Below are 18,460 nucleotides of genomic sequence, written 5' to 3' on the forward strand. Positions count from 1 at the left end.
AAAAGAAGGTGGATATTATCGTTTTGACACAGGAGGAACTTAATGACTGGCAAAATAAGCTCCCGATAATGAAGGACATAATGGATTTAAATCCTGTATTCTGGATGAACCCTTATCTAAAAAATGTGCGCGAGGTTTCTTCACTTCCATTAACACGGGATGACATGGAAGAGGCAGCGTCGCTTTGGCAGCGATTTGCCCCTTTTTTGGAAAATGAATTTCCCGAGACGGCCGATGCAAATGGTATAATAGAATCACCACTTAAGCAAATCAATCATATGAAAGAAAGCTATTTTACTGAGGTCTCTGGGGATTTTTATCTGAAGTGCGATCATGAACTTCCGATTGCCGGCTCCATCAAAGCCAGGGGTGGCATTTACGAAGTTTTGCAGCATGCTGAAAAACTGGCGTTGGAAGCTGGGCTGGTATACAGACATGATCATTATGATGTATTTTCAAGTGAACGGTTCAAATCGTTTTTTAGTCAGTATTCCATAGGGGTTGGATCAACAGGAAATTTGGGGCTGAGTATCGGTATTATTAGCGCCAAACTGGGTTTCAATGTTTCCGTATACATGTCGGTTGACGCGAAACAATGGAAAAAGGATCTGCTGCGTCACAAAGGTGCTGAAGTGCTGGAATTTGAAGGTGATTTCAGTGAAGCTATTTCTGCAGGCAGAGCAAAAACCGTATCGGATCCCAAAGGTTACTTTGTGGATGATGAAGATTCCAAACATTTATTTTTAGGCTACAGTGTTGCTGCTTTAAGGCTTGAAAAACAACTGAAACAGGAAAATATTACAATTGATGCAGATCATCCGTTATTTGTCTACCTTCCCTGTGGTGTCGGCGGCTCCCCGGGAGGTATCACCTTTGGACTGAAGCAGGTGTTTGGTGATCATGTCCATTGCTTTTTTGCCGAACCCACACATTCACCATCTGTTCTCATTGGTCTTGCAACTGGCGAAATGGACCATGTCAGTGTGCAGGATTTTGGCATTGATAACCGGACAGAAGCGGATGGATTGGCTGTCGGACGACCTTCCCGGTTCGCAACAGCCATCAGCGATCAATTGGTGAGCGGGGTTTACACAATAGACGATAATGAATTGTACCGCCATTTGGTCATGCTTGCTGATACTGAAGGAATCTATCTGGAGCCATCAGCAACAGCGGGAATACCGGGACCTAAGCAAATATCCCCGTATGTCAGGAAAAATGATATTGATTTTACGAATGCTGTCCATATTGCATGGGCAACCGGCGGATCGCTTGTACCTGAAAAAGATATGGAAAAGTTTTATAATAAAGGGAAGAGTATAAGATAGGAAGGTTGTTTTATATGAAAGTGGCACAGAACATGACAGAGCTGATCGGAGAGACACCGGTTGTACAGTTGCACCATATCGTCCCGGAAGATGCAGCTGATGTATTTTTGAAGCTGGAATCGTTTAATCCGACCAAAAGTGTTAAAGACCGGGCTGCCTACAGCATGATAAAAATGGCAGAAGATGAAGGGCTGATCAAATCGGGTGCGACAATTATTGAACCGACGAGCGGCAATACCGGGATAGGTCTGGCAATGAACGCTGCAGCTAAAGGCTATCAGGCTATTATGGTAATGCCTGATAACAGTACACAGGAACGTCGTAATATTTTGAGAGCCTTTGGAGCAGAAGTGGTGTTGACACCAAGTGAAGAAAAAATGCCCGGTGCCATCAGAAAGGCTGAAGAACTGAACAAAGAAATACCAAATAGTTTTATTCCGCAACAATTTGAAAATCAAGCCAATCCAGATATTCATCGTAAAACGACCGCTCTTGAAATTTATGACCAGGTGGAAGGAAAGCTTGACGCATTCGTGGCGACCGCCGGAACAGGCGGAACCATTACTGGAACAGGTGAAGTGTTAAAAGAAAAGATAGCTGATTTGCATATTGCTGTTGCCGAACCAGAAGGATCTCCCGTATTGTCAGGTGGAAAGCCGGGCTCACATAAATTAGTTGGCACAAGTCCGGGATTTGTACCCAATATTTTAAATACATCTGTTTATGATGAGATTCTCCAGATAACTGATGACGATGCGGTCAATATGTTTAAAACACTGCCGCGCAAAGAAGGTATTTTCATCGGGCTATCAGGTGCAGCAGCAGTGTTTGCAGCTGTAAAAGTTGCTAAACGACTCGGAAAGGGCAAGAAGGTGTTGTGTATGGCACCTGATACAGGGGAGCGTTATTTAAGTATGAATCTCTTTGATGAGTGAGCAGTTATTTACTTGCTCACTTTTCCTCTTTTTGGATTAGATCTCCAGTAATAAACCCGCGGCAACCCCCAGTAAAGCCAGTAATCCTGGATGAGATAACCTCCGACAAAAAGAACCATCTGCCAATCAAGAAGTTTCATTACATTACTCCTTTCTTTTTTATCCTATTTTCATATGAACCTGTCTAAGAACAGTGTTTACAGGGCGTCTGTAACGGATTGTTCTGAAGATGCATACTGTATTGATGAAGTTTGATTTAGATAGGAGGAGGAAGATGTATTCAAAGACAAATCCATATTTCACAAATTTGTATCCGTATGCTTACCATCCATATGACGCTGCTCAGCAACTTCATTATCAAGATGTTATGTATCCCGATTTCCGACAGCAGTTCGTCAGTGGCCAGGCAACGTGGACAGAAGGCGGAGGACTTACTAAATGTGGTATTCCGTGGTCAGATAATTTATATATGACTGCGGCGGTGGGCGAGAATTCCCCATACCAGTGTGGCCAGACGCTGCACATCAGTTATCCTGTTACGGGAAGATCCATTTTAGTGGAGATTGTTGACCAGGTGCCTGGCTATCCGGATAATCGCCTAAACGTACATCGCAGAGTTTTTGAAACATTGGGTGCTAATCCGCAGCAAGGTGTCATTGATATTCAGATAGCACCCGTTTCACAAGTTGAGCAGCAGCAATGGGGCAGATATTTGCTCGAAATAACGCAAACAGCCTATTCAGGCTACAACATAACTGAATATAACTTTGTAAACAAAACTCAGGAATCACCGTCGCGAACCAGAGAGACATATGAATACAGCCTTCAGTCAGTCCAGGAAACCATCACTGTACGTGCCAGTGTCGTTTATAATCCGGGTAATAATCGGGTTATTTCACTTGATATAAAGGAAGTATAATTATTATTATATAATTAAGTTATCGGAAGTTTCATCTTATGTTTGTAAATCAAATAAGTCTTTGAAGATATGTTACAAAATGGGGCGGAAAGGTGATCTAATTTCGTCCCGTTAATATATATTCTAGTTTACATAATATATATTATAAGAAGTTATGGAAAAATAAATATCAAGCGGCATATTCTGTTTCATAACTAAGTATACTTATGATAGTGAGACAATCGAGGAAATTTTTGAGATAATCTTTTGTTGATTATCTGATTTCAATTTAACTGCTCCTTCACCGATATATATAACATCAGCCAATAATATAGTTCGTTCAAATGCTTCGGCAAATGAATCAGTTATATTGGTTGCGTTGTCCAAAGCTTATGTGAACACGAGAACCCTCCTCCTCCCTTTTTGTTAATCGGACATATAAAATTGGAATAAATAAAGCAGTCAACTTAATGACTGCTTTATTCCAACTCAACTTTATTCAGTGGTTCTTTTGCTGGACCTTCAATGACCTCGCCGGTATAGGAATAGCGGGATCCGTGGCATGGACAGTCCCACGTCCGTTCTCCTGAGTTCCAAGTCACTTCACAGCCGAGGTGTTTACATGTTGTATCGACAGCATACAGCTGTTTATCCTGATCTTTATAGACACCGGTGCGTTTTCCTTTAACTCTTGTTACTGTTGCATGATCAGGCTCTAGGTCCTTTACGTTATTTTGGGTGTATTCAAGTTTTCCGCTGATTAGATGTTTAGCAACATCAGCATTCATACTGGCAAATTTCCGAACTGAAGGATCAGCCTGAAACCGTGACGGCGTAAAGAGTTCACTGTAGGGATTATCGTTATCAAGAATCCGGTCAGTTATGATTTTTGCTGCAATCGTACCGTTTGTCATGCCCCATTTACGGTAACCGGTTGCAACATAAACATTTTCCTCATTTTTCGTGACCGATCCGATATACGGAACCTTGTCCATCGTCGTTAAATCCTGTGCTGACCATCTGTACACAAACTCAGATATGCCAAATTGTTCTTCAGCGTAATCCTGAAGCGCTTCATAGTGTTTCATCGTTGATTCGCCCTGGCCCGTTTTGTGATTTTCACCGACAATCAGCCACAAATCTTCTCCGTCCATATTAGCTGACCTGATTGAACGTGATGGGGATTCAGCATTTATATACATTCCACCCGGGAATTTTTCCGGTGTTTTGACGGCAATGATATAGGAACGTTCCGGGTACATTCGTGTTGGGTAAAACCCTTGCCCGTCATAAAATGGATAATGGGATGCCTGAATGACATAGTTGCAGTTAATACGGTGTTCATCCCGGGTAATAATTGTCGGATGTTTATTATATTCGATGTCCACCGCTGTTGTATGTTCGTATATTTTCAGACCATTTTTAACAGCTTCATCCACTAGTACGTTTAAATACTTAAGCGGGTGAAACTGCGCCTGGTCTTTCATTTTCAGCACGGATTTAACCGGAATATCGACTGGCATGTCGGTTGTTAGTTCACCGGGAATATCAAGCTGGTCATATGCTTTTTTTTCCGATTCCAGCGTGGAAATATATTCATCCGAGTTAGTAAAAATGTATGCATCTTCCTGGCTGTAATCACAGTCAATATGGTGTGTCTGGATGGTATTTTCAATGAATTCTTTAGCCTTCATACAGGCTTGGTAATACAGGGATGCTTTCTCTTTTCCAAAGTGCTGAATGAACTCATCATAGATAATACCATGCTGGGCGGTTATTTTAGCTGTCGTATGGCCTGTAACCCCGTTTAGGAGGTCACCGGCATCGATAAGTGTAACGTTTACGCCTTCTTTGGCCAGCAAATAAGCTGCTGTAATGCCAGTGATCCCGCCTCCGACAATTGCCGTGTCTGTTTTAATAGACTCTTGTAGCTTTGGAAAATCAGGTAGTGAAACAGAATCTCTCCAGAAAGTTTCTGGAAACTGCGGGATGTTTTCCGAATTTGACATATCATCAATCCTTCCAGATACCTTTAGGGTGTTGTTTTCTAGTTTCACTCAATCACCAGATTTTATTCCGGTTATCATGTGTTCTTAGACAAATAAAAACCGGGCAATTAACCCGATTTTCTTATTTTAGTTCCAGTAATTTTGTTTTCAATTCATCCTCCATGCCCGTCAGTTCTTTTTCAGCCTGATCCCGTTTCTCCCTGCCTTCTGATTGAATCTGTATCGTTTCTTCGATCGTAGTCAGCAGGTTCTCCTGTGTTTGTTTTAATGTTTCGATATCGACTAATCCCCGCTCGTTTTCCTTAGCTGTTTCGGTGGAATTGGTCTTAAGCATTTCGGAATTTTTTAATAGCAAATCATTTGTTGTTTGAGACACTTGCTTTTGAGCTTCCATCGCATGGCGCTGCCGGATAAGTGTAAGCGCTATGGCAACTTGGTTTTTCCAAAGCGGTATCGCGGTTAAAATCGAAGACTGGATTTTTTCAACAAGTGCCTGGTTCGTGTTTTGAATCAGCCGGATTTGCGGCGCACTTTGGGTTGTGATCTGACGGCTCAGCTTCAGATCATACACACGCTTGTCAAGACGTTCGGCGAATTGCATCATGTCATTTACTTCCTGCACATCCATCTGGCTATCGGACTGTTCAGCTTTCTGTTTTAAATCAGGGATGAGCTGTGTTTCCAATTCTTCACGTTTAAGCTCTCCGGCTGCAATGTAGATATTGAGGGCATCAAAGTAGTCTTTGTTCTTGTCAAACACTTGTTGGAGCATGTCATTGTCTTTTGTCAGCACACTTTTATAGTTATCAAGCTTCACGCTGATTCTGTCAATCTGTGCACCTGTTTTCTGATATCTGGATAGGACTTCGTTTATGGAGTTTGAAATTTTACCAAACATACGTGATAAAACGCCGCGCTTCTCCGGTTTTAACTCATCCGGGTTAACCTGCTCCAGTTTTTTCATCAGATCTTCAAGGATACTCCCAATTTCACCCGTATCATTTTTTTGCACATGTTCCAGCATGGAATGTGAAAAATTGAGCAGCTTCGATTGCGCCTCGGTTCCATACTGTGTAATCGACTGATAATTGCTCGGATCAATTTGATCGGCCAGCTTATGAGCCTGCTGCCGGCTTTGTTCGGGCAATTTATCAATCAGTTTATGTGAATTTTCTTTTTCCTCCCCGGAAACGTTTTGGGTTTGCTGTTCTCCAAGCGGGTTTGCCAGCAGGTCGTCAATGTCAGCAGATTGTTTTGATAAGTTCTTTTCGTTCATTTTAATGCCTCGCTTTCATGTTTGCGTACTTGTCGATAAGACTGGTTGGCCACATCCAGTTCAAATTGAAGCGTGTTCACATCGTCGTTTAGCATCACATGCAGATCCGCTTTGATGACACCATCCATTGCAGTAAGGGTCTCACGCGTTTCCTTCAGCGATTCATTTATTTCTTTGGAATGAGTTGGCTGTGATTTAAGATAGGCGTATTTTTCCATTAACGCAACAAGGGAGTCTAAATGTTTATAGTAAAACGGTTCAGCCTGGTAGAATCGATGAGGTTCCTTTTTTGTGTTCGCATAAATCTTCCGTACTGTTACAAGTATTTCAAAATACTGTCTGGCCTGCTGCAAACTTCGGACACTTTTTAATGTCCGCTGCAGACGCTTTATTTTTTCGCTGGCTTCGATAAGATTTTCGTTGATATACTTATATTCTTTTCGGGTCAGCCCCTTTTGTTTTAAAAAGCGATAGTGGATGAGCTGTTTAGTCAAAATATAACCGGCGCCCCCGCCAATGAGAGCATACAAGCCCGACATCAGAAAGGCAGCATTGTAAGCAAAGAAACTGATCAGGCCGGTTAGTGCAGCAGTCGAGGTGCCAATTGTTGTCTGGAATATAAATTGAAAAAATCGTCGCATATGTGTCAGCTCCCATGATTTATGAATATGCACTCAGCTGTCTAAATCCGTTGTATATTATTAATACGGATACGGTCAGTAAAAAGTTTCATAATTCTATTTTAATATGAGTCAGGCTCATTTTCCAATTCTGCAGGCAGTTGATTTCATTTATGGTTGTCCCTTTGTGGGTCAGCTTTATTTCAATAAAAAAAGAACTAAAAACAAAAATTATTTGCTTTCAGTTCTTTTCCGATTCAATCATCAGCTGCTTTTCTTTTTATACTGGGCCCTTGAACGGTATTGCTGGGGTGCCCTTGTTGGATATGATACTGGAATACTGTAGAAATGAACCAAGCGTGTAAATGGTATCGAAGCGAACAAACCAAAACCAAGCAGAGTATGTAGCTTGAAAACAAATGGTATGTTCGTCATCAGTTCATACTGCGGGTTTAAAATGAATAAGCTTCTAAACCACGGTCCAATAGCTGTCCGGTAGTCAAACTCATTTGGAGTATAATTCCCAAACATAGTAATGTATGTTCCAATAGCTGCAATCACCAATAGTGCGATGACAGAATAGAAATCTGCAAATGTGGCATGCACTCTGACAGGATCAAACACGATTTTCCGGATCAGCAGAATAATCAGTCCAGCAACCATTACTATACCTGCTAGTGAGCCGCCGTAAACAGCGCCCATATGGTACAGGTGGTCAGATACTCCCAAGGCCTCATAGAAGCTCATTGGGATGACAATCCCCATTATGTGACCGAAAAAGGCAAAGATTACTCCCCAATGAAACAAAGGTGAACCAAGCCGCAGCCATTTTTTTTCAAAGAATTCCGTTGACGGCGCCGCCCAGGTTAATTGGAGGAATGCAAAGCGGTATAATAAGCCAAGAATCATAATAATTAAGCATGCATAAGGGAAAATAACCCACCAGAAAATATCACTCACACGTTAACCCTCCTTTTGGCGAGAAGGTATCCAACGCAAGGCAAACCTTCCGCTGAAAACCTTCTTACCCATACATGATTGGATACGGCAATTCTTCCAAATCAGCTTCTTCCCGATCAAATTCCAATCTTTTAATTTCCTGTTTGGTTGGCTGCGGAAGCACCATCTCCATTAAAAAATACAAAAAGTTGAAATACGGACTCTCATCAGGCAGATTGTTCATGATTCGCTGGACAGCAACTGCAAGTCGCCTCACTAGCCGTTCATTGTCTTGGCTTTCCGGCGCAACGGCAAGAAATTCAAACAGCATTGGTATATAATCGGCCAGATCTTTATCGCTTCTCTCATAGCCTGCCTGATTAATGATTTTTTGCAATCTGATAAGGGCGGCGCCCCGTTTGCTGCTGTCACCAAGCTCATGTGCGGTCAGATAGAGGCCATTTTTAGCTCTCAGATCGAACGTTGACACATATAGTTTTCTCAAGTCTTCGAGTGTAAAGAGATTAAAGGTTGTTACAATGTTTTTGAGCCTGTTGTGCAAATCGGTAGATGCTATAGTTTCATCAATGCAGTCGTAAATATCATTTAGTTCGCTGCGGAAATCATCAACCGGATATGCCAGCAATCGGGATCCTATGACAAGTAAGGTACGCTCCCGGTTATCCATTATCTGTTCCCTCCGATAAGGGATGCCATACCCTCGGGTGGTGCCAAGTCCTCCAGGCTGCATGCTCCCTGTTCATAATAAAGATTATCATCCATTTCTCTTCTTCCAGTCGGGATAACAAACCGTTCATTATACTTGGCGACCCCTAACAAACGAGCCATGTCCTCAAGTTCCTCAGGCGTTGTGTTGGCTTCTTTCAGCAACTCACTTTGTCTGAATTCGTCAATGCCGCCGACAGTTTTTCCACGCATGTGTACCCGCATGGCTGTTAATTTAAGCAATACTTTTCGGATGACTTTCGTACCATCAGCTGCCAATATGGAAGCGAGATATTCCACAGGGATCCGCATTTGATCTATGGCAGGAATGTAACCGTCTGTGCTTAAGTCATCTTCGTTTGTAATATGGTTCATGATTGGACTAAGCGGCGGCACGTACCAGACCATTGGTAATGTGCGGTATTCCGGATGCAGCGGAAGCGCAATTTTCCACTTCATGGCCATTTTGTAAACCGGTGACTTTTGTGCACTTTCAATCCATTCATCATTAATACCTGCTTTACGGGCTTCTTCAATCACCTCGGGGTCAAATGGATCCTGGAATACAGAAAGCTGTGATTCGTACAGGGCTTGCGGATCTTCGACAGATGCCGCTTCCTTTACTTTGTCGGCGTCGTATAATACAACACCGATATAACGGATGCGCCCGACACACGTTTCTGAACAAATCGTTGGCAGTCCCGCTTCAGTCCTTGGATAGCAAAAATTACATTTCTCGGCCTTGTGTGTGTTCCAATTATAATATACTTTGTGATACGGGCATCCGCTCATGCAAAAGCGCCATCCCCGACATGCTTCCTGGTCAACCAGAACAATGCCATCTTCATCTCGCTTATACAATGCTCCTGAAGGACAAGATGCCACACAAGAAGGATTCAGGCAATGCTCACAGATTCGCGGCAGATACATCATAAATGTTTTCTCATATTCCATCGAGATGTGATCCTGCAATTTCTCGACTGTCGGGTCCTGTGATACCACTTCGGTTCCGCCTGCCAGGTCATCGTCCCAGTTGGAACCCCATTCAGGTTTATCGATATATTCACCTGTAATGACGGATTGAGGTCTTGCAACAGGCAGATTTTCACTTTTAGGACTGTTGATTAAATGCTCATAATTATATGTCCATGGCTCATAATAATCATCCATCGTCGCCATATCCGGGTTATAAAAAATGTTCATCAGCTTGGAGATGGGACCGCCGGCTTTTAGCTGCAGTTTCCCGTTTTTTAATGTCCATCCGCCTTTGAAGCGCTCTGTGTCTTCCCAGCGCTTTGGATAACCGGTTCCCGGGCGGGTTTCCACATTGTTAAACCACATATATTCAGTTCCAGGCCGGTTCGTCCACGTATTTTTACATGTTACAGAACATGTATGACATCCGATGCATTTATCCAAATGCATCACCATTGCGACCTGTGCTTTAATTTTCAAGCCAATCTACCTCCTTTAATGCCCTGATAACAGCTATTGTATCCCGCTGATGACCGGTAGGGCCATAATAATTAAATCCATAGCTCAATTGCGAATAGCCACCGATCATATGAGTTCCTTTAAGTGTCACTCTGGTAACACTATTGTGGGTCCCCCCGCGTTTTTTATTAATTGATGTAGCGGGAACACCTAATGTTCGGTCCTGAGCATGATACATGTAAGCCATTCCTTTTGGTATCCGGTATGTGACAACGACTCTTGCTGCAATGGCCCCATTTCGGTTATAAACTTCCACAAAATCGTTATCTTTGAGGTCGATAGAAGCCGCATCATCTTCATTCATCCAGATTGTCTGCCACCCTCTGAACAGAGTCGACATATGGGTTGTGTCGGTAAACATTGTATGGATTCCCCATTTTTGGTGTGGTGTCAGATAGCGCACCGTAATCGATTTATTTTCGTTTTCATCCACACCCTCTTCTTTCTTAAGAAATGGTCCATACCTTAGTGGCGGCAGGTACAATGGGAGTCCCTCCCCATAGTCGAGCATCATCTCATGATCAAGGTAAAAACTTTGCCGCCCTGTCAATGTGCGCCACGGAATATTGTATTCTGTGTTCACAGTGAACGGCGAATAGCGGCGATGATCTTTTTCCAGACCGCTCCAGACCGGTGTTGAGATGGCACTGCGCGGCTGAATGCTTAAATCTCTCAGTGTATGGTTTTCCTCTGCACGAGGCTGAGCGATTTCTTCCAGTTTTTGGCCTGTTTTGGCTTCAAGTGATTTCCATCCCGCAACTGCCCTTTTACCATTTGTGGCGCCGGACATCGCCAAAATGGCATTGATGGCCTGTTCGTCACTATATAAATCAGGATGGCCTTTTCCGATGCCTTCCCGGCGTGATGTGCCAAGTCGCTTACTCAAATCATCGTAGACTTCTTCACCAGGTATGGTTACCCCTTTGCCGCCATAGCCGTTTTTAATTAACGGACCAACGGTGGTCATTTTCTGGTAAACATTCGGATAATCACGTTCTACGACTTTCATACTTGGCATTGTTTTGCCTGGGATTGCTTCTACTTCACCTTTGCGCCAATCTTTTATTTTCCCGAGCGACTGTGCGATTTCACCTGGTGTATCGTGCCCAAGCGGAGACGTAACCAATTCTTCAGTTTTGGGCAGATGTTTTTCGGCAAGTTCTGAAAACACTCTACTGATCTCACGGAACGTGTTCCAATCACTCTTTGCTTCCCATGGCGGTGAAATAGCTGCATTGAATGGGTGAACGAACGGATGCAGATCCGTACTGCTGATATCATTTTTTTCATACCACGTTGCGGCAGGCAGCACAATATCAGAAAACAGGCCTGAGCTTGTCATGCGGAAGTCTACACTGACCAGTAAATCAGCCTTTCCCGTAGGTGCTTCTCCTTCTGTTTTAACCGTTTCCGGCTGCCATGAGTTTTCTGGTTCAGCCATTACCTGGTTATCACCGCCAACCAGATGTCTGACAAAAAATTCGTGCCCTTTACCGCTGTCTCCAAGCAGATTGGAGCGCCAGTTAAAGAATACTCTTGGAAAGTTTCGCGGGTCATCCGGATTTTCAATTGCCCAGTCAATTTTTTCCTCTTTGATTCGGGTGACAATGTCTTCGATAATTTCCTCTTCATTCTGAGCTCCCCGATCCCTGCTTTCTTTTACAAGATCAATTGAGCTCTGTGAAAACTGCGGATAAGATGGGAGCCAGCCAAGTCGTGCTGACAGCGCATTTAAATCAGCAGGATGCATGGCATTATATTTGCTTCCCCATTCTGTTTTTTCGTTATCGTCCGGCAAAGCCTCGTAACGGAACTGATCTGTCACGAAGTAAAAATAGGATGTGCCATTTTGATGACGCGGCGATTTTTGCCAGTCACCCGCAAAGGCAACTTGCTGCCAGCCTTCTTGAGGCCGTACTTTTTCCTGACCGACATAGTGAGCCCATCCGCCGCCATTAACGCCTTGAGATCCTGTTAATAATACAAGGTTCAAAATGGCACGGTAGATTTGGTCACTGTGGAACCAGTGATTAGTACCGCCACCCATGGCGATCATTGATTTTCCTTTTGTCCGTTCGGCATTATCTGCAAATTCCCGCGCAACTTTAATAACATGTGTTTTATTGACACCTGTAATCGATTCCTGCCATGCTGGTGTATATGGTTTAGGGTCATCATAATCAACCGGATAGTCACCTGGGAGGTTCCGGCTGACACCTGTATGTGCCATCATTAAATCATAGACGGTTGTCACTTTAAGCGTATTGCCGCTTACATCCTGAATTGTTTTTACCGGTACACCGCGTTTGACAAGATCCCCTTCTTTTTCAGCAAAATAAGGGAAGCTTATCATTACAGTTTCATCCGATTTATTTATAAAACTTAACTCAGGATCTATTTGACTACCATTCTCTTTATCCAACTGCAGGTTCCACTTTCTTCCGCCATCCCAACGGAAGCCCATGCTTCCATTTGGTGCTTCCAGCTGACCTGTTTCAGCATCCCATACTAACGTTTTCCATTCGCCGAGTTCATGTTCGTCATTTATGTCAGATGCACGAAGGAACCGGTCGCTGCGATATTCGCCGTCTTGTTCATTAAGCATCACAAGGTACGGCAGATCAGTAAATTTCTTGGCATAAGAGTTGAAATAAGGTGTTTCTCTATCAACATAAAATTCTTTCAAAATAACATGTGTCATGGCCATTGCGAGTGCAGCGTCTGTTCCCGCTTTGGCCGGAAGCCAAATATCAGCAAATTTTTCGTATTCTGCATAGTCTGGGCTGACACCAACAACTTTTGTGCCATTATATCTTGCTTCCACCATGAAGTGCGCGTCCGGTGTACGGGTTTGCGGCAGATTGGTACCCCAAATAATAAAATATTTGGAATTATACCAGTCAGCACTTTCTGGTACATCAGTCTGTTCACCCCAGACTTGCGGTGAAGCCGGCGGTAAATCAGCATACCAGTCATAAAAGCTTAAAATGGTTCCCCCAATTAATGACAGGAAACGGGTTCCTGCTGAATAACTGATCATTGACATGGCAGGGATCGGACTGAAGCCGGCAATACGGTCAGGTCCATACTTTTTAACCGTTTGGATGCTGGCGCTTGCAATCATTTCACACATGTCTCTCCAGTTAGCACGTACAAAGCCACCCTTTCCACGGGCCTTTACATACTTTTCACGTTTCACTGGATCACTGACGATATTATCCCATGCCTCTACTGGATTTGAGCTATTATCGCGTGCTTCTTTCCATAATTCATATAAGTCGCTTCGTATATATGGATACTTCACCCTGATAGGGCTGTAAGTATACCAGGAAAAGCTTGCACCCCTCGGGCACCCGCGCGGCTCATATTCAGGAAAGTCATCCCCGGTACTCGGATAGTCCGTCTGCTGTGTTTCAGATGTAATAATACCGTCCTTTACATAAATCTTCCAGCTGCATGAGCCTGTGCAATTGACGCCATGTGTTGAACGGACAATTTTATCATGCTGCCATCTTCTGCGGTATATGTCTTCGGAATCACGCGGACGAGGGCTTTCTTCTGTCCAGTCATCATTAATTCGATTGCCCGGCTTAATATGTTTTAATTTCTCAAAAAGTTTATTTTTGCTCTCCATCCATGCCACCTCCTCCATGTTGTGCTTCAATCGGATTAAACCGGTCGCCCAGGATACGGAAACTGCCTTCTCCTTCTTCAAGTTCCTCAAGGAATATTTTCAGACTTGGAACATTGGAGGCAACCAGTATTAGACGTTCCAGCGTTTCATATGACTTAATATCATAAATTGCTTCGACAACTTTAGGAGGGATATCACCAAAACGCATTTTCAGTACGGAAAGCAAGTCTTCGCGGTCATCAACTATATTTGCCTCATCTTCGAATAAAAACAAACTGATGCACTCCTTTCACTCAGAAGCTATTTAGGTCTCATCATTTTAAAGTAATCGGCAATCATAACTTCTTTACAGGCGTTTCCGACTCTTTCTATAAACTCCATAATCTCATGATTCATATTTTTGATTGATTGGTTTGAGAAATATTGTGACTCCATATGTGCATAACTGTCACCAAAGTAAATGATCGCTTCGTATCCAGATGGCGTTTTCGCCGCGTGTGCCTGAATATCATATTTATGAATATTGTGGCGTTCTTCTAAATTTGTCGTTATCTCTTTGTATAGATCCGGTAAAATGACACGCATCGGCTGTTCTCGTTTGGATGATGTCTGTTCAGAGCTCAATTATGTCACCTCCATTTTGATATGTGTCATTAGTGATCGTGATCGGGAAGAACTTCCATTTCTTTTTTATTATGAAGTTCGTCGACGATAATCAAAGACTGAAAACGTTGTATGATCGCATCATTAATTCCTGTTTCCGGGAGTTCTTCTTTAATTTCCTCGACAATCACACGCAATAAATTATGATCCCGTGTCAAAGCTATAATGTCATCTTTCACTTTCGGGTCTTCCTCAACCAGATCTTTATATAACCCATTTTCCTCTGCGTCAGCGTGTGCCAGTGTCCTTGTTTCCCACTGTTCTATAAGTACGTATGCTAATTCCAGTGCCTTCTCTTTTTCGTTTTCTTGATGAAGTGTGTCGAGCATGTTCGTCAGCTCTATTGCTTCATTCAATGCTGCTTCATGTATAGCGCTGTGACTATCAACATGCTTGAGCGCAGGACCGGACATTTTGTTTCACCTCGCTGTGATAGTTTTGAAATCAATAATTCTTATGGACAGCTTTCTATTGATTTCAGCATATCATTCAATAGGATAAGGAACAATTAATACTGAAGAAAATTTGAAGTTATGTGATAACTATCACAGAATTTCGGTAACAGTATTGTTGAAAAATAAGCTATTGACTGTAATCAGGGTCTCTTGTTAGAAACTGTTGCCTAAACGTTCGTGTTAAAGGGAAAATATAATTGAGAGTATAGTTTTACTAATCTGCTGAACGGCTATACAATGTATGAGGAACTTTTGTAAAGGAGACGGTAAGTATGTTGGCACATGTTATTGTCAGCGGACGCGTTCAAGGTGTCGGATTCAGGTTTTCAGCCAGACAGCAGGCTGATCAATACAATTTAACCGGATGGGTTCAAAATAAATCTGACGGTACAGTGGAATTGGAAGTTGAAGGCAGTAAAGACGGGGTTCATGCATTTTTAAATGACTTGAAAGAAGGGTTGAACCCCGCTATTAAAGTGGATGATATGAAGGTGGATACGCAGCAGGATGAAAAAGGATACAGCAGTTTTTCCATAAGGTAAAGCTGAACCGAATTGATATGGCATGATAAAAGCCGCTATCAGCTGTGACAGCGGCTTTTATTTAACCTTCTTCAAAAAATTTGGCATTCAGGTCAATGAACTTTTCTTCCCCTTCCGGAATTTCATCTTCCATATAAATGGCCTCGACCGGGCAGACAGCTTCACACGCCCCACAGTCGATGCAAATATCAGGGTCGATATAAAACATGTCTTTTCCTTCTTCTATACAGTCAACAGGACAGACTTCCACACATTCTCCTGATTTTTCATTTATACAAGGTGATGTTATAACAAAAGCCAAGTAAATCTCCTCCTTAAAAATAAAGCCTCACATTCTTTCTATATAAATATACTACAGAATATTACAGCCTGTTTCAAGTCAAAGTACACATGTGCGGGCGTCCACACATATTATTTATTATCTAGTGAAATTTGAGGAGCGATCCTAATGGAAGTTATCGTCCGTCCCAATGATTCAATGTGGTACTACAGTGAACTGTTTGATGTTCCGGCGATCCTGATAGAACAATCGAATTCACAATTAAATACTGACGAATTAAGAGCTGGTCAGACGGTGCAGGTGCCTGGTTATATAGAAGGGTCTCATCAAATTGTTGCCGGCGAGACATTATGGGATTTTGCGATGAAGCGGGGTGTTCCGCTTGACATGCTCCAATTGGCAAATCCGGATATTGATTCGCAAAACCTGCAGGCTGGCCGGCGGATTATTATCCCCGAACGTATCAAAAAGTTAATGATAACGGATTTAAACCATTATACATTTGAGAAAATGGTACGCGATATGAGTCGTTTACTCACTGTCTATCCATTCATTCTTCAGAATACCATCGGCAGTTCCGTAATGGGAAAAGATATTATTGAATTGCAGATCGGCATCGGAAACAAACAAGTCCATCTGAATGGATCATTTCATGCCAATGAATGGATAACGACCTCAGTCATCATGCGATTCATCAATGAATATGCACGGGCATTGACGAACGGGACGCCAGTACGGGAGCTGAATTTACTTCCATACTTTTTAGCCACAAACTTATCAGTTGTTCCAATGGTTAATCCGGACGGGGTTGACCTTGTGCTTGATGGCGCACCTGCAGCCGGAATGTATGAAGAACTGGTTTTGACACTGAATAACCAGAACCCAGACTTTTCAAATTGGAAAGCAAATATTGCTGGTGTTGATTTGAATAAGCAATATCCGGCACTTTGGGAAGTTGAAGCAACGCGTAAGCCTGATTCGCCGCAACCCCGGGATTATCCCGGTCCCCACCCATTATCAGAACCTGAAGCAATAGCAATGGGAGAACTGGCAGAAGAGCGGGAGTTTTTACGGCTTAATGCTTTTCATACCCAGGGTGAAGAAATCTATTGGGGCTTTGAAGGATTGGAACCACTGGTTTCAAAGACTATTGTAAAAGAATATAGCCGTGTGAGCGGGTATCGGCAAATACCCCGTTTAGATAATTATGCTGGTTATAAGGATTGGTTTATCCAGGAATTTAGACGTCCAGGTTATACAGTTGAATTAGGAGCCGGAGTCAATCCGCTTCCTTTCAGCCAGTTTGAGGGAATTTATGAGGAGACGCTCGGGATTATGCTGGCGAATTTATATCTATAAAAAAAGGGGTAAAATAACAGGCTATTCGCCCCGTTACTTTACCTCCTCGAAATAATCCTTATAAAAACCGCCAATGCGATTACTGTTGTCGATAATGAAGTAGAATTCGTCCGTTTCATTTTTTACCTCATACTGCTTGCCTGGTGTTAACTTATCATGCACAATGAATTTTTCAGCGTCAGCGTGAACGCATTCAACTTTTTTAATCGTTTCATTATCTTCCCACTTTAAATGAATCATGTTAGTTACCTCTCCTCAGCTAGTTTACATAATTAAAATCTCGTCAACTTAATTAAAAAGATATAAATAGTTTTCGTAGCCCTTTTCTTTCATCTCATCTTTCGGAATAAATTTCATTGCTGCTGAATTCATGCAATAACGGAGTCCTCCCCTATCCTGCGGTCCATCTTCAAATACATGGCCCAAGTGGGAATCAGCATTCCTGCTTCTGACTTCGGTCCGGATCATTCCGTGGCTTTTATCGGTTTTTTCCTCAACCTGATATGGGTCCACAGGTTTAGTGAAGCTTGGCCAGCCACAATTCGAATTAAATTTATCATGCGAGGAGAATAGAACGTCGCCGGAAATCAGATCGACATAGATTCCCTCATCTTCATTATCCCAATATTCATTCGCAAAAGGCCGCTCCGTGCTGTTCTCCTGTGTCACACTATACTGGGTCGGTGTGAGTTTTGCCTTTAGCTCGGATTTATCGGGGTTCTGTTTCCAGTTTTCTTTAATAAAATCTTCCCTTCCTGACCCTTTCTTGTATAAGCGATAATGGAACGATTGCTTTTTGTAGTAGTCCTGATGCTCTTCTTCAGCTCTATAAAAAGTCTTTGCAGGTAGAATTGGTGTAACGATTGGTTTGGAAAACCTGCCGCTCTGCTCCAGTTCCTGTTTGGATTGTTCTGCTATTTGCCGCTGTTTTTCATTATGGTAGAAAATGGCTGTTTGATACGATTCTCCCCTATCGTTAAACTGACCGCCGGTATCGGTCGGGTCAATTTGCTGCCAAAACGTATCAACAAGCTTTCTATATGACATTACATCCGGATTGAATGTAATTTGCACCGCTTCGACGTGACCGGTAGTATCAGAACAAACCTGTTCATATGTGGGGTTTTCAACATGGCCGCCGGTGTAGCCTGAGATAATGCTTTCGACACCTGGGCGTTCGTCAAACGGTTCCACCATGCACCAAAAGCATCCTCCGGCAAATGTAGCTAATTCAGTCGTCATATTATACCTCCATTCAAGGTTATCTTATGTTTATTTTTTCGTTTCTAACAGAAAAAATCA

General features: G+C 42.7%; 19 protein-coding genes. 5 read left to right on the forward strand and 14 right to left on the reverse strand.

Annotated elements, in window-relative coordinates:
- Window positions 1–17: 17 nt before the first annotated feature.
- Both ON01_RS09230 and cysK read left to right on the forward strand, forming a co-directional pair.
- Window positions 18–1,328 carry a D-serine ammonia-lyase gene (locus ON01_RS09230; protein WP_138919764.1) on the forward strand — a complete coding sequence of 437 codons (1,311 nt, stop codon included), beginning with the start codon at window positions 18–20 and terminating at the stop codon, window positions 1,326–1,328.
- A 14-nt stretch (window positions 1,329–1,342) separates the two neighbouring features.
- Window positions 1,343–2,263, forward strand: coding sequence for a cysteine synthase A (cysK, locus tag ON01_RS09235; protein WP_010530750.1), 921 nt, complete (start codon window positions 1,343–1,345; stop codon window positions 2,261–2,263).
- Window positions 2,264–2,271: 8 nt separating this feature from the next.
- Here the strand turns inward: cysK and ON01_RS20070 are convergent, their stop codons facing one another.
- Window positions 2,272–2,403: a hypothetical protein gene (locus ON01_RS20070; protein WP_010530751.1), complete on the reverse strand. Its 132-nt coding sequence runs from the start codon at window positions 2,401–2,403 to the stop codon at window positions 2,272–2,274.
- 134 nt (window positions 2,404–2,537) lie between these two features.
- Between ON01_RS20070 and ON01_RS09240 the strand changes: the two genes are divergently transcribed.
- Entirely contained in the window at window positions 2,538–3,182 is a 645-nt protein-coding gene (locus ON01_RS09240) for an RlpA-like double-psi beta-barrel domain-containing protein (RefSeq protein ID WP_010530752.1), read from the forward strand.
- A 458-nt stretch (window positions 3,183–3,640) separates the two neighbouring features.
- Here the strand turns inward: ON01_RS09240 and ON01_RS09245 are convergent, their stop codons facing one another.
- The 10 genes from ON01_RS09245 to ON01_RS09290 all read right to left on the reverse strand — a co-directional run bounded on the left by ON01_RS09245 (window position 3,641) and on the right by ON01_RS09290 (window position 14,935).
- Complete coding sequence (locus ON01_RS09245; protein WP_010530753.1) at window positions 3,641–5,170, reverse strand: FAD-dependent oxidoreductase; 1,530 nt, start codon at window positions 5,168–5,170, stop codon at window positions 3,641–3,643.
- 121 nt (window positions 5,171–5,291) lie between these two features.
- Window positions 5,292–6,446: a toxic anion resistance protein gene (locus tag ON01_RS09250; protein WP_010530754.1), complete on the reverse strand. Its 1,155-nt coding sequence runs from the start codon at window positions 6,444–6,446 to the stop codon at window positions 5,292–5,294.
- Complete coding sequence (locus ON01_RS09255; protein ID WP_010530755.1) at window positions 6,443–7,087, reverse strand: 5-bromo-4-chloroindolyl phosphate hydrolysis family protein; 645 nt, start codon at window positions 7,085–7,087, stop codon at window positions 6,443–6,445. The genes ON01_RS09250 and ON01_RS09255 overlap by 4 nt, the downstream gene beginning before the upstream one ends.
- Window positions 7,088–7,330: 243 nt before the next feature.
- Complete coding sequence (gene narI, locus ON01_RS09260; protein WP_010530756.1) at window positions 7,331–8,026, reverse strand: respiratory nitrate reductase subunit gamma; 696 nt, start codon at window positions 8,024–8,026, stop codon at window positions 7,331–7,333.
- Window positions 8,027–8,090: 64 nt separating this feature from the next.
- Window positions 8,091–8,693: a nitrate reductase molybdenum cofactor assembly chaperone gene (gene narJ, locus ON01_RS09265; RefSeq protein WP_010530757.1), complete on the reverse strand. Its 603-nt coding sequence runs from the start codon at window positions 8,691–8,693 to the stop codon at window positions 8,091–8,093.
- The gene (narH, locus tag ON01_RS09270; RefSeq protein WP_010530758.1) at window positions 8,693–10,186 is read right to left on the reverse strand and encodes a nitrate reductase subunit beta; all 1,494 of its coding nucleotides are present in this window, start codon (window positions 10,184–10,186) and stop codon (window positions 8,693–8,695) included. The genes narJ and narH overlap by 1 nt, the downstream gene beginning before the upstream one ends.
- Window positions 10,176–13,859 carry a nitrate reductase subunit alpha gene (locus tag ON01_RS09275; RefSeq protein WP_010530759.1) on the reverse strand — a complete coding sequence of 1,228 codons (3,684 nt, stop codon included), beginning with the start codon at window positions 13,857–13,859 and terminating at the stop codon, window positions 10,176–10,178. The genes narH and ON01_RS09275 overlap by 11 nt, the downstream gene beginning before the upstream one ends.
- A complete protein-coding gene (locus ON01_RS09280) occupies window positions 13,843–14,133 on the reverse strand; it encodes a hypothetical protein (RefSeq protein WP_010530760.1) in 291 nt (96 codons plus the stop codon). The genes ON01_RS09275 and ON01_RS09280 overlap by 17 nt, the downstream gene beginning before the upstream one ends.
- Window positions 14,134–14,159: 26 nt before the next feature.
- Window positions 14,160–14,483, reverse strand: a complete 324-nt coding sequence (locus tag ON01_RS09285) for a hypothetical protein (protein ID WP_010530761.1) — start codon at window positions 14,481–14,483, stop codon at window positions 14,160–14,162.
- 29 nt (window positions 14,484–14,512) lie between these two features.
- Complete coding sequence (locus ON01_RS09290) at window positions 14,513–14,935, reverse strand: hemerythrin domain-containing protein (protein WP_010530762.1); 423 nt, start codon at window positions 14,933–14,935, stop codon at window positions 14,513–14,515.
- A gap of 314 nt (window positions 14,936–15,249) precedes the next feature.
- Between ON01_RS09290 and ON01_RS09295 the strand changes: the two genes are divergently transcribed.
- Entirely contained in the window at window positions 15,250–15,519 is a 270-nt protein-coding gene (locus tag ON01_RS09295; RefSeq protein ID WP_010530763.1) for an acylphosphatase, read from the forward strand.
- Between the two features lie 61 nt (window positions 15,520–15,580).
- On the opposite strand, the gene ON01_RS09300 is transcribed toward ON01_RS09295, so the two are convergent.
- Entirely contained in the window at window positions 15,581–15,820 is a 240-nt protein-coding gene (locus tag ON01_RS09300) for a ferredoxin family protein (RefSeq protein WP_010530764.1), read from the reverse strand.
- Window positions 15,821–15,967: 147 nt separating this feature from the next.
- Between ON01_RS09300 and ON01_RS09305 the strand changes: the two genes are divergently transcribed.
- The gene (locus ON01_RS09305) at window positions 15,968–17,158 is read left to right on the forward strand and encodes a M14 family metallopeptidase (RefSeq protein WP_010530765.1); all 1,191 of its coding nucleotides are present in this window, start codon (window positions 15,968–15,970) and stop codon (window positions 17,156–17,158) included.
- 33 nt (window positions 17,159–17,191) lie between these two features.
- On the opposite strand, the gene ON01_RS09310 is transcribed toward ON01_RS09305, so the two are convergent.
- Window positions 17,192–17,398: a DUF6501 family protein gene (locus ON01_RS09310; RefSeq protein ID WP_010530766.1), complete on the reverse strand. Its 207-nt coding sequence runs from the start codon at window positions 17,396–17,398 to the stop codon at window positions 17,192–17,194.
- 48 nt (window positions 17,399–17,446) lie between these two features.
- On the reverse strand, window positions 17,447–18,400 hold the full coding sequence (gene msrA, locus ON01_RS09315) for a peptide-methionine (S)-S-oxide reductase MsrA (RefSeq protein WP_010530767.1): 954 nt from the start codon (window positions 18,398–18,400) through the stop codon (window positions 17,447–17,449).
- Window positions 18,401–18,460: the final 60 nt, after the last annotated feature.

The organism is Lentibacillus jeotgali (assembly GCF_000224785.1).
GTDB lineage: Bacteria > Bacillota > Bacilli > Bacillales > Amphibacillaceae > Lentibacillus > Lentibacillus jeotgali.

Excerpts from the sequence above, each read along its gene's own strand:
- ON01_RS09275 (WP_010530759.1), bottom strand. The coding sequence starts at position 13,859 with ATGGAGAGCAAAAATAAACTTTTTGAGAAATTAAAACATATTAAGCCG.
- ON01_RS09295 (WP_010530763.1), top strand. The coding sequence starts at position 15,250 with ATGTTGGCACATGTTATTGTCAGCGGACGCGTTCAAGGTGTCGGATTC.
- ON01_RS09255 (WP_010530755.1), bottom strand. The coding sequence starts at position 7,087 with ATGCGACGATTTTTTCAATTTATATTCCAGACAACAATTGGCACCTCG.
- ON01_RS09250 (WP_010530754.1), bottom strand. The coding sequence starts at position 6,446 with ATGAACGAAAAGAACTTATCAAAACAATCTGCTGACATTGACGACCTG.
- cysK (WP_010530750.1), top strand. The coding sequence starts at position 1,343 with ATGAAAGTGGCACAGAACATGACAGAGCTGATCGGAGAGACACCGGTT.
- ON01_RS09290 (WP_010530762.1), bottom strand. The coding sequence starts at position 14,935 with ATGTCCGGTCCTGCGCTCAAGCATGTTGATAGTCACAGCGCTATACAT.
- ON01_RS09305 (WP_010530765.1), top strand. The coding sequence starts at position 15,968 with ATGGAAGTTATCGTCCGTCCCAATGATTCAATGTGGTACTACAGTGAA.
- ON01_RS09245 (WP_010530753.1), bottom strand. The coding sequence starts at position 5,170 with ATGTCAAATTCGGAAAACATCCCGCAGTTTCCAGAAACTTTCTGGAGA.
- ON01_RS09310 (WP_010530766.1), bottom strand. The coding sequence starts at position 17,398 with ATGATTCATTTAAAGTGGGAAGATAATGAAACGATTAAAAAAGTTGAA.
- ON01_RS09240 (WP_010530752.1), top strand. The coding sequence starts at position 2,538 with ATGTATTCAAAGACAAATCCATATTTCACAAATTTGTATCCGTATGCT.
- msrA (WP_010530767.1), bottom strand. The coding sequence starts at position 18,400 with ATGACGACTGAATTAGCTACATTTGCCGGAGGATGCTTTTGGTGCATG.
- narJ (WP_010530757.1), bottom strand. The coding sequence starts at position 8,693 with ATGGATAACCGGGAGCGTACCTTACTTGTCATAGGATCCCGATTGCTG.
- ON01_RS20070 (WP_010530751.1), bottom strand. The coding sequence starts at position 2,403 with ATGAAACTTCTTGATTGGCAGATGGTTCTTTTTGTCGGAGGTTATCTC.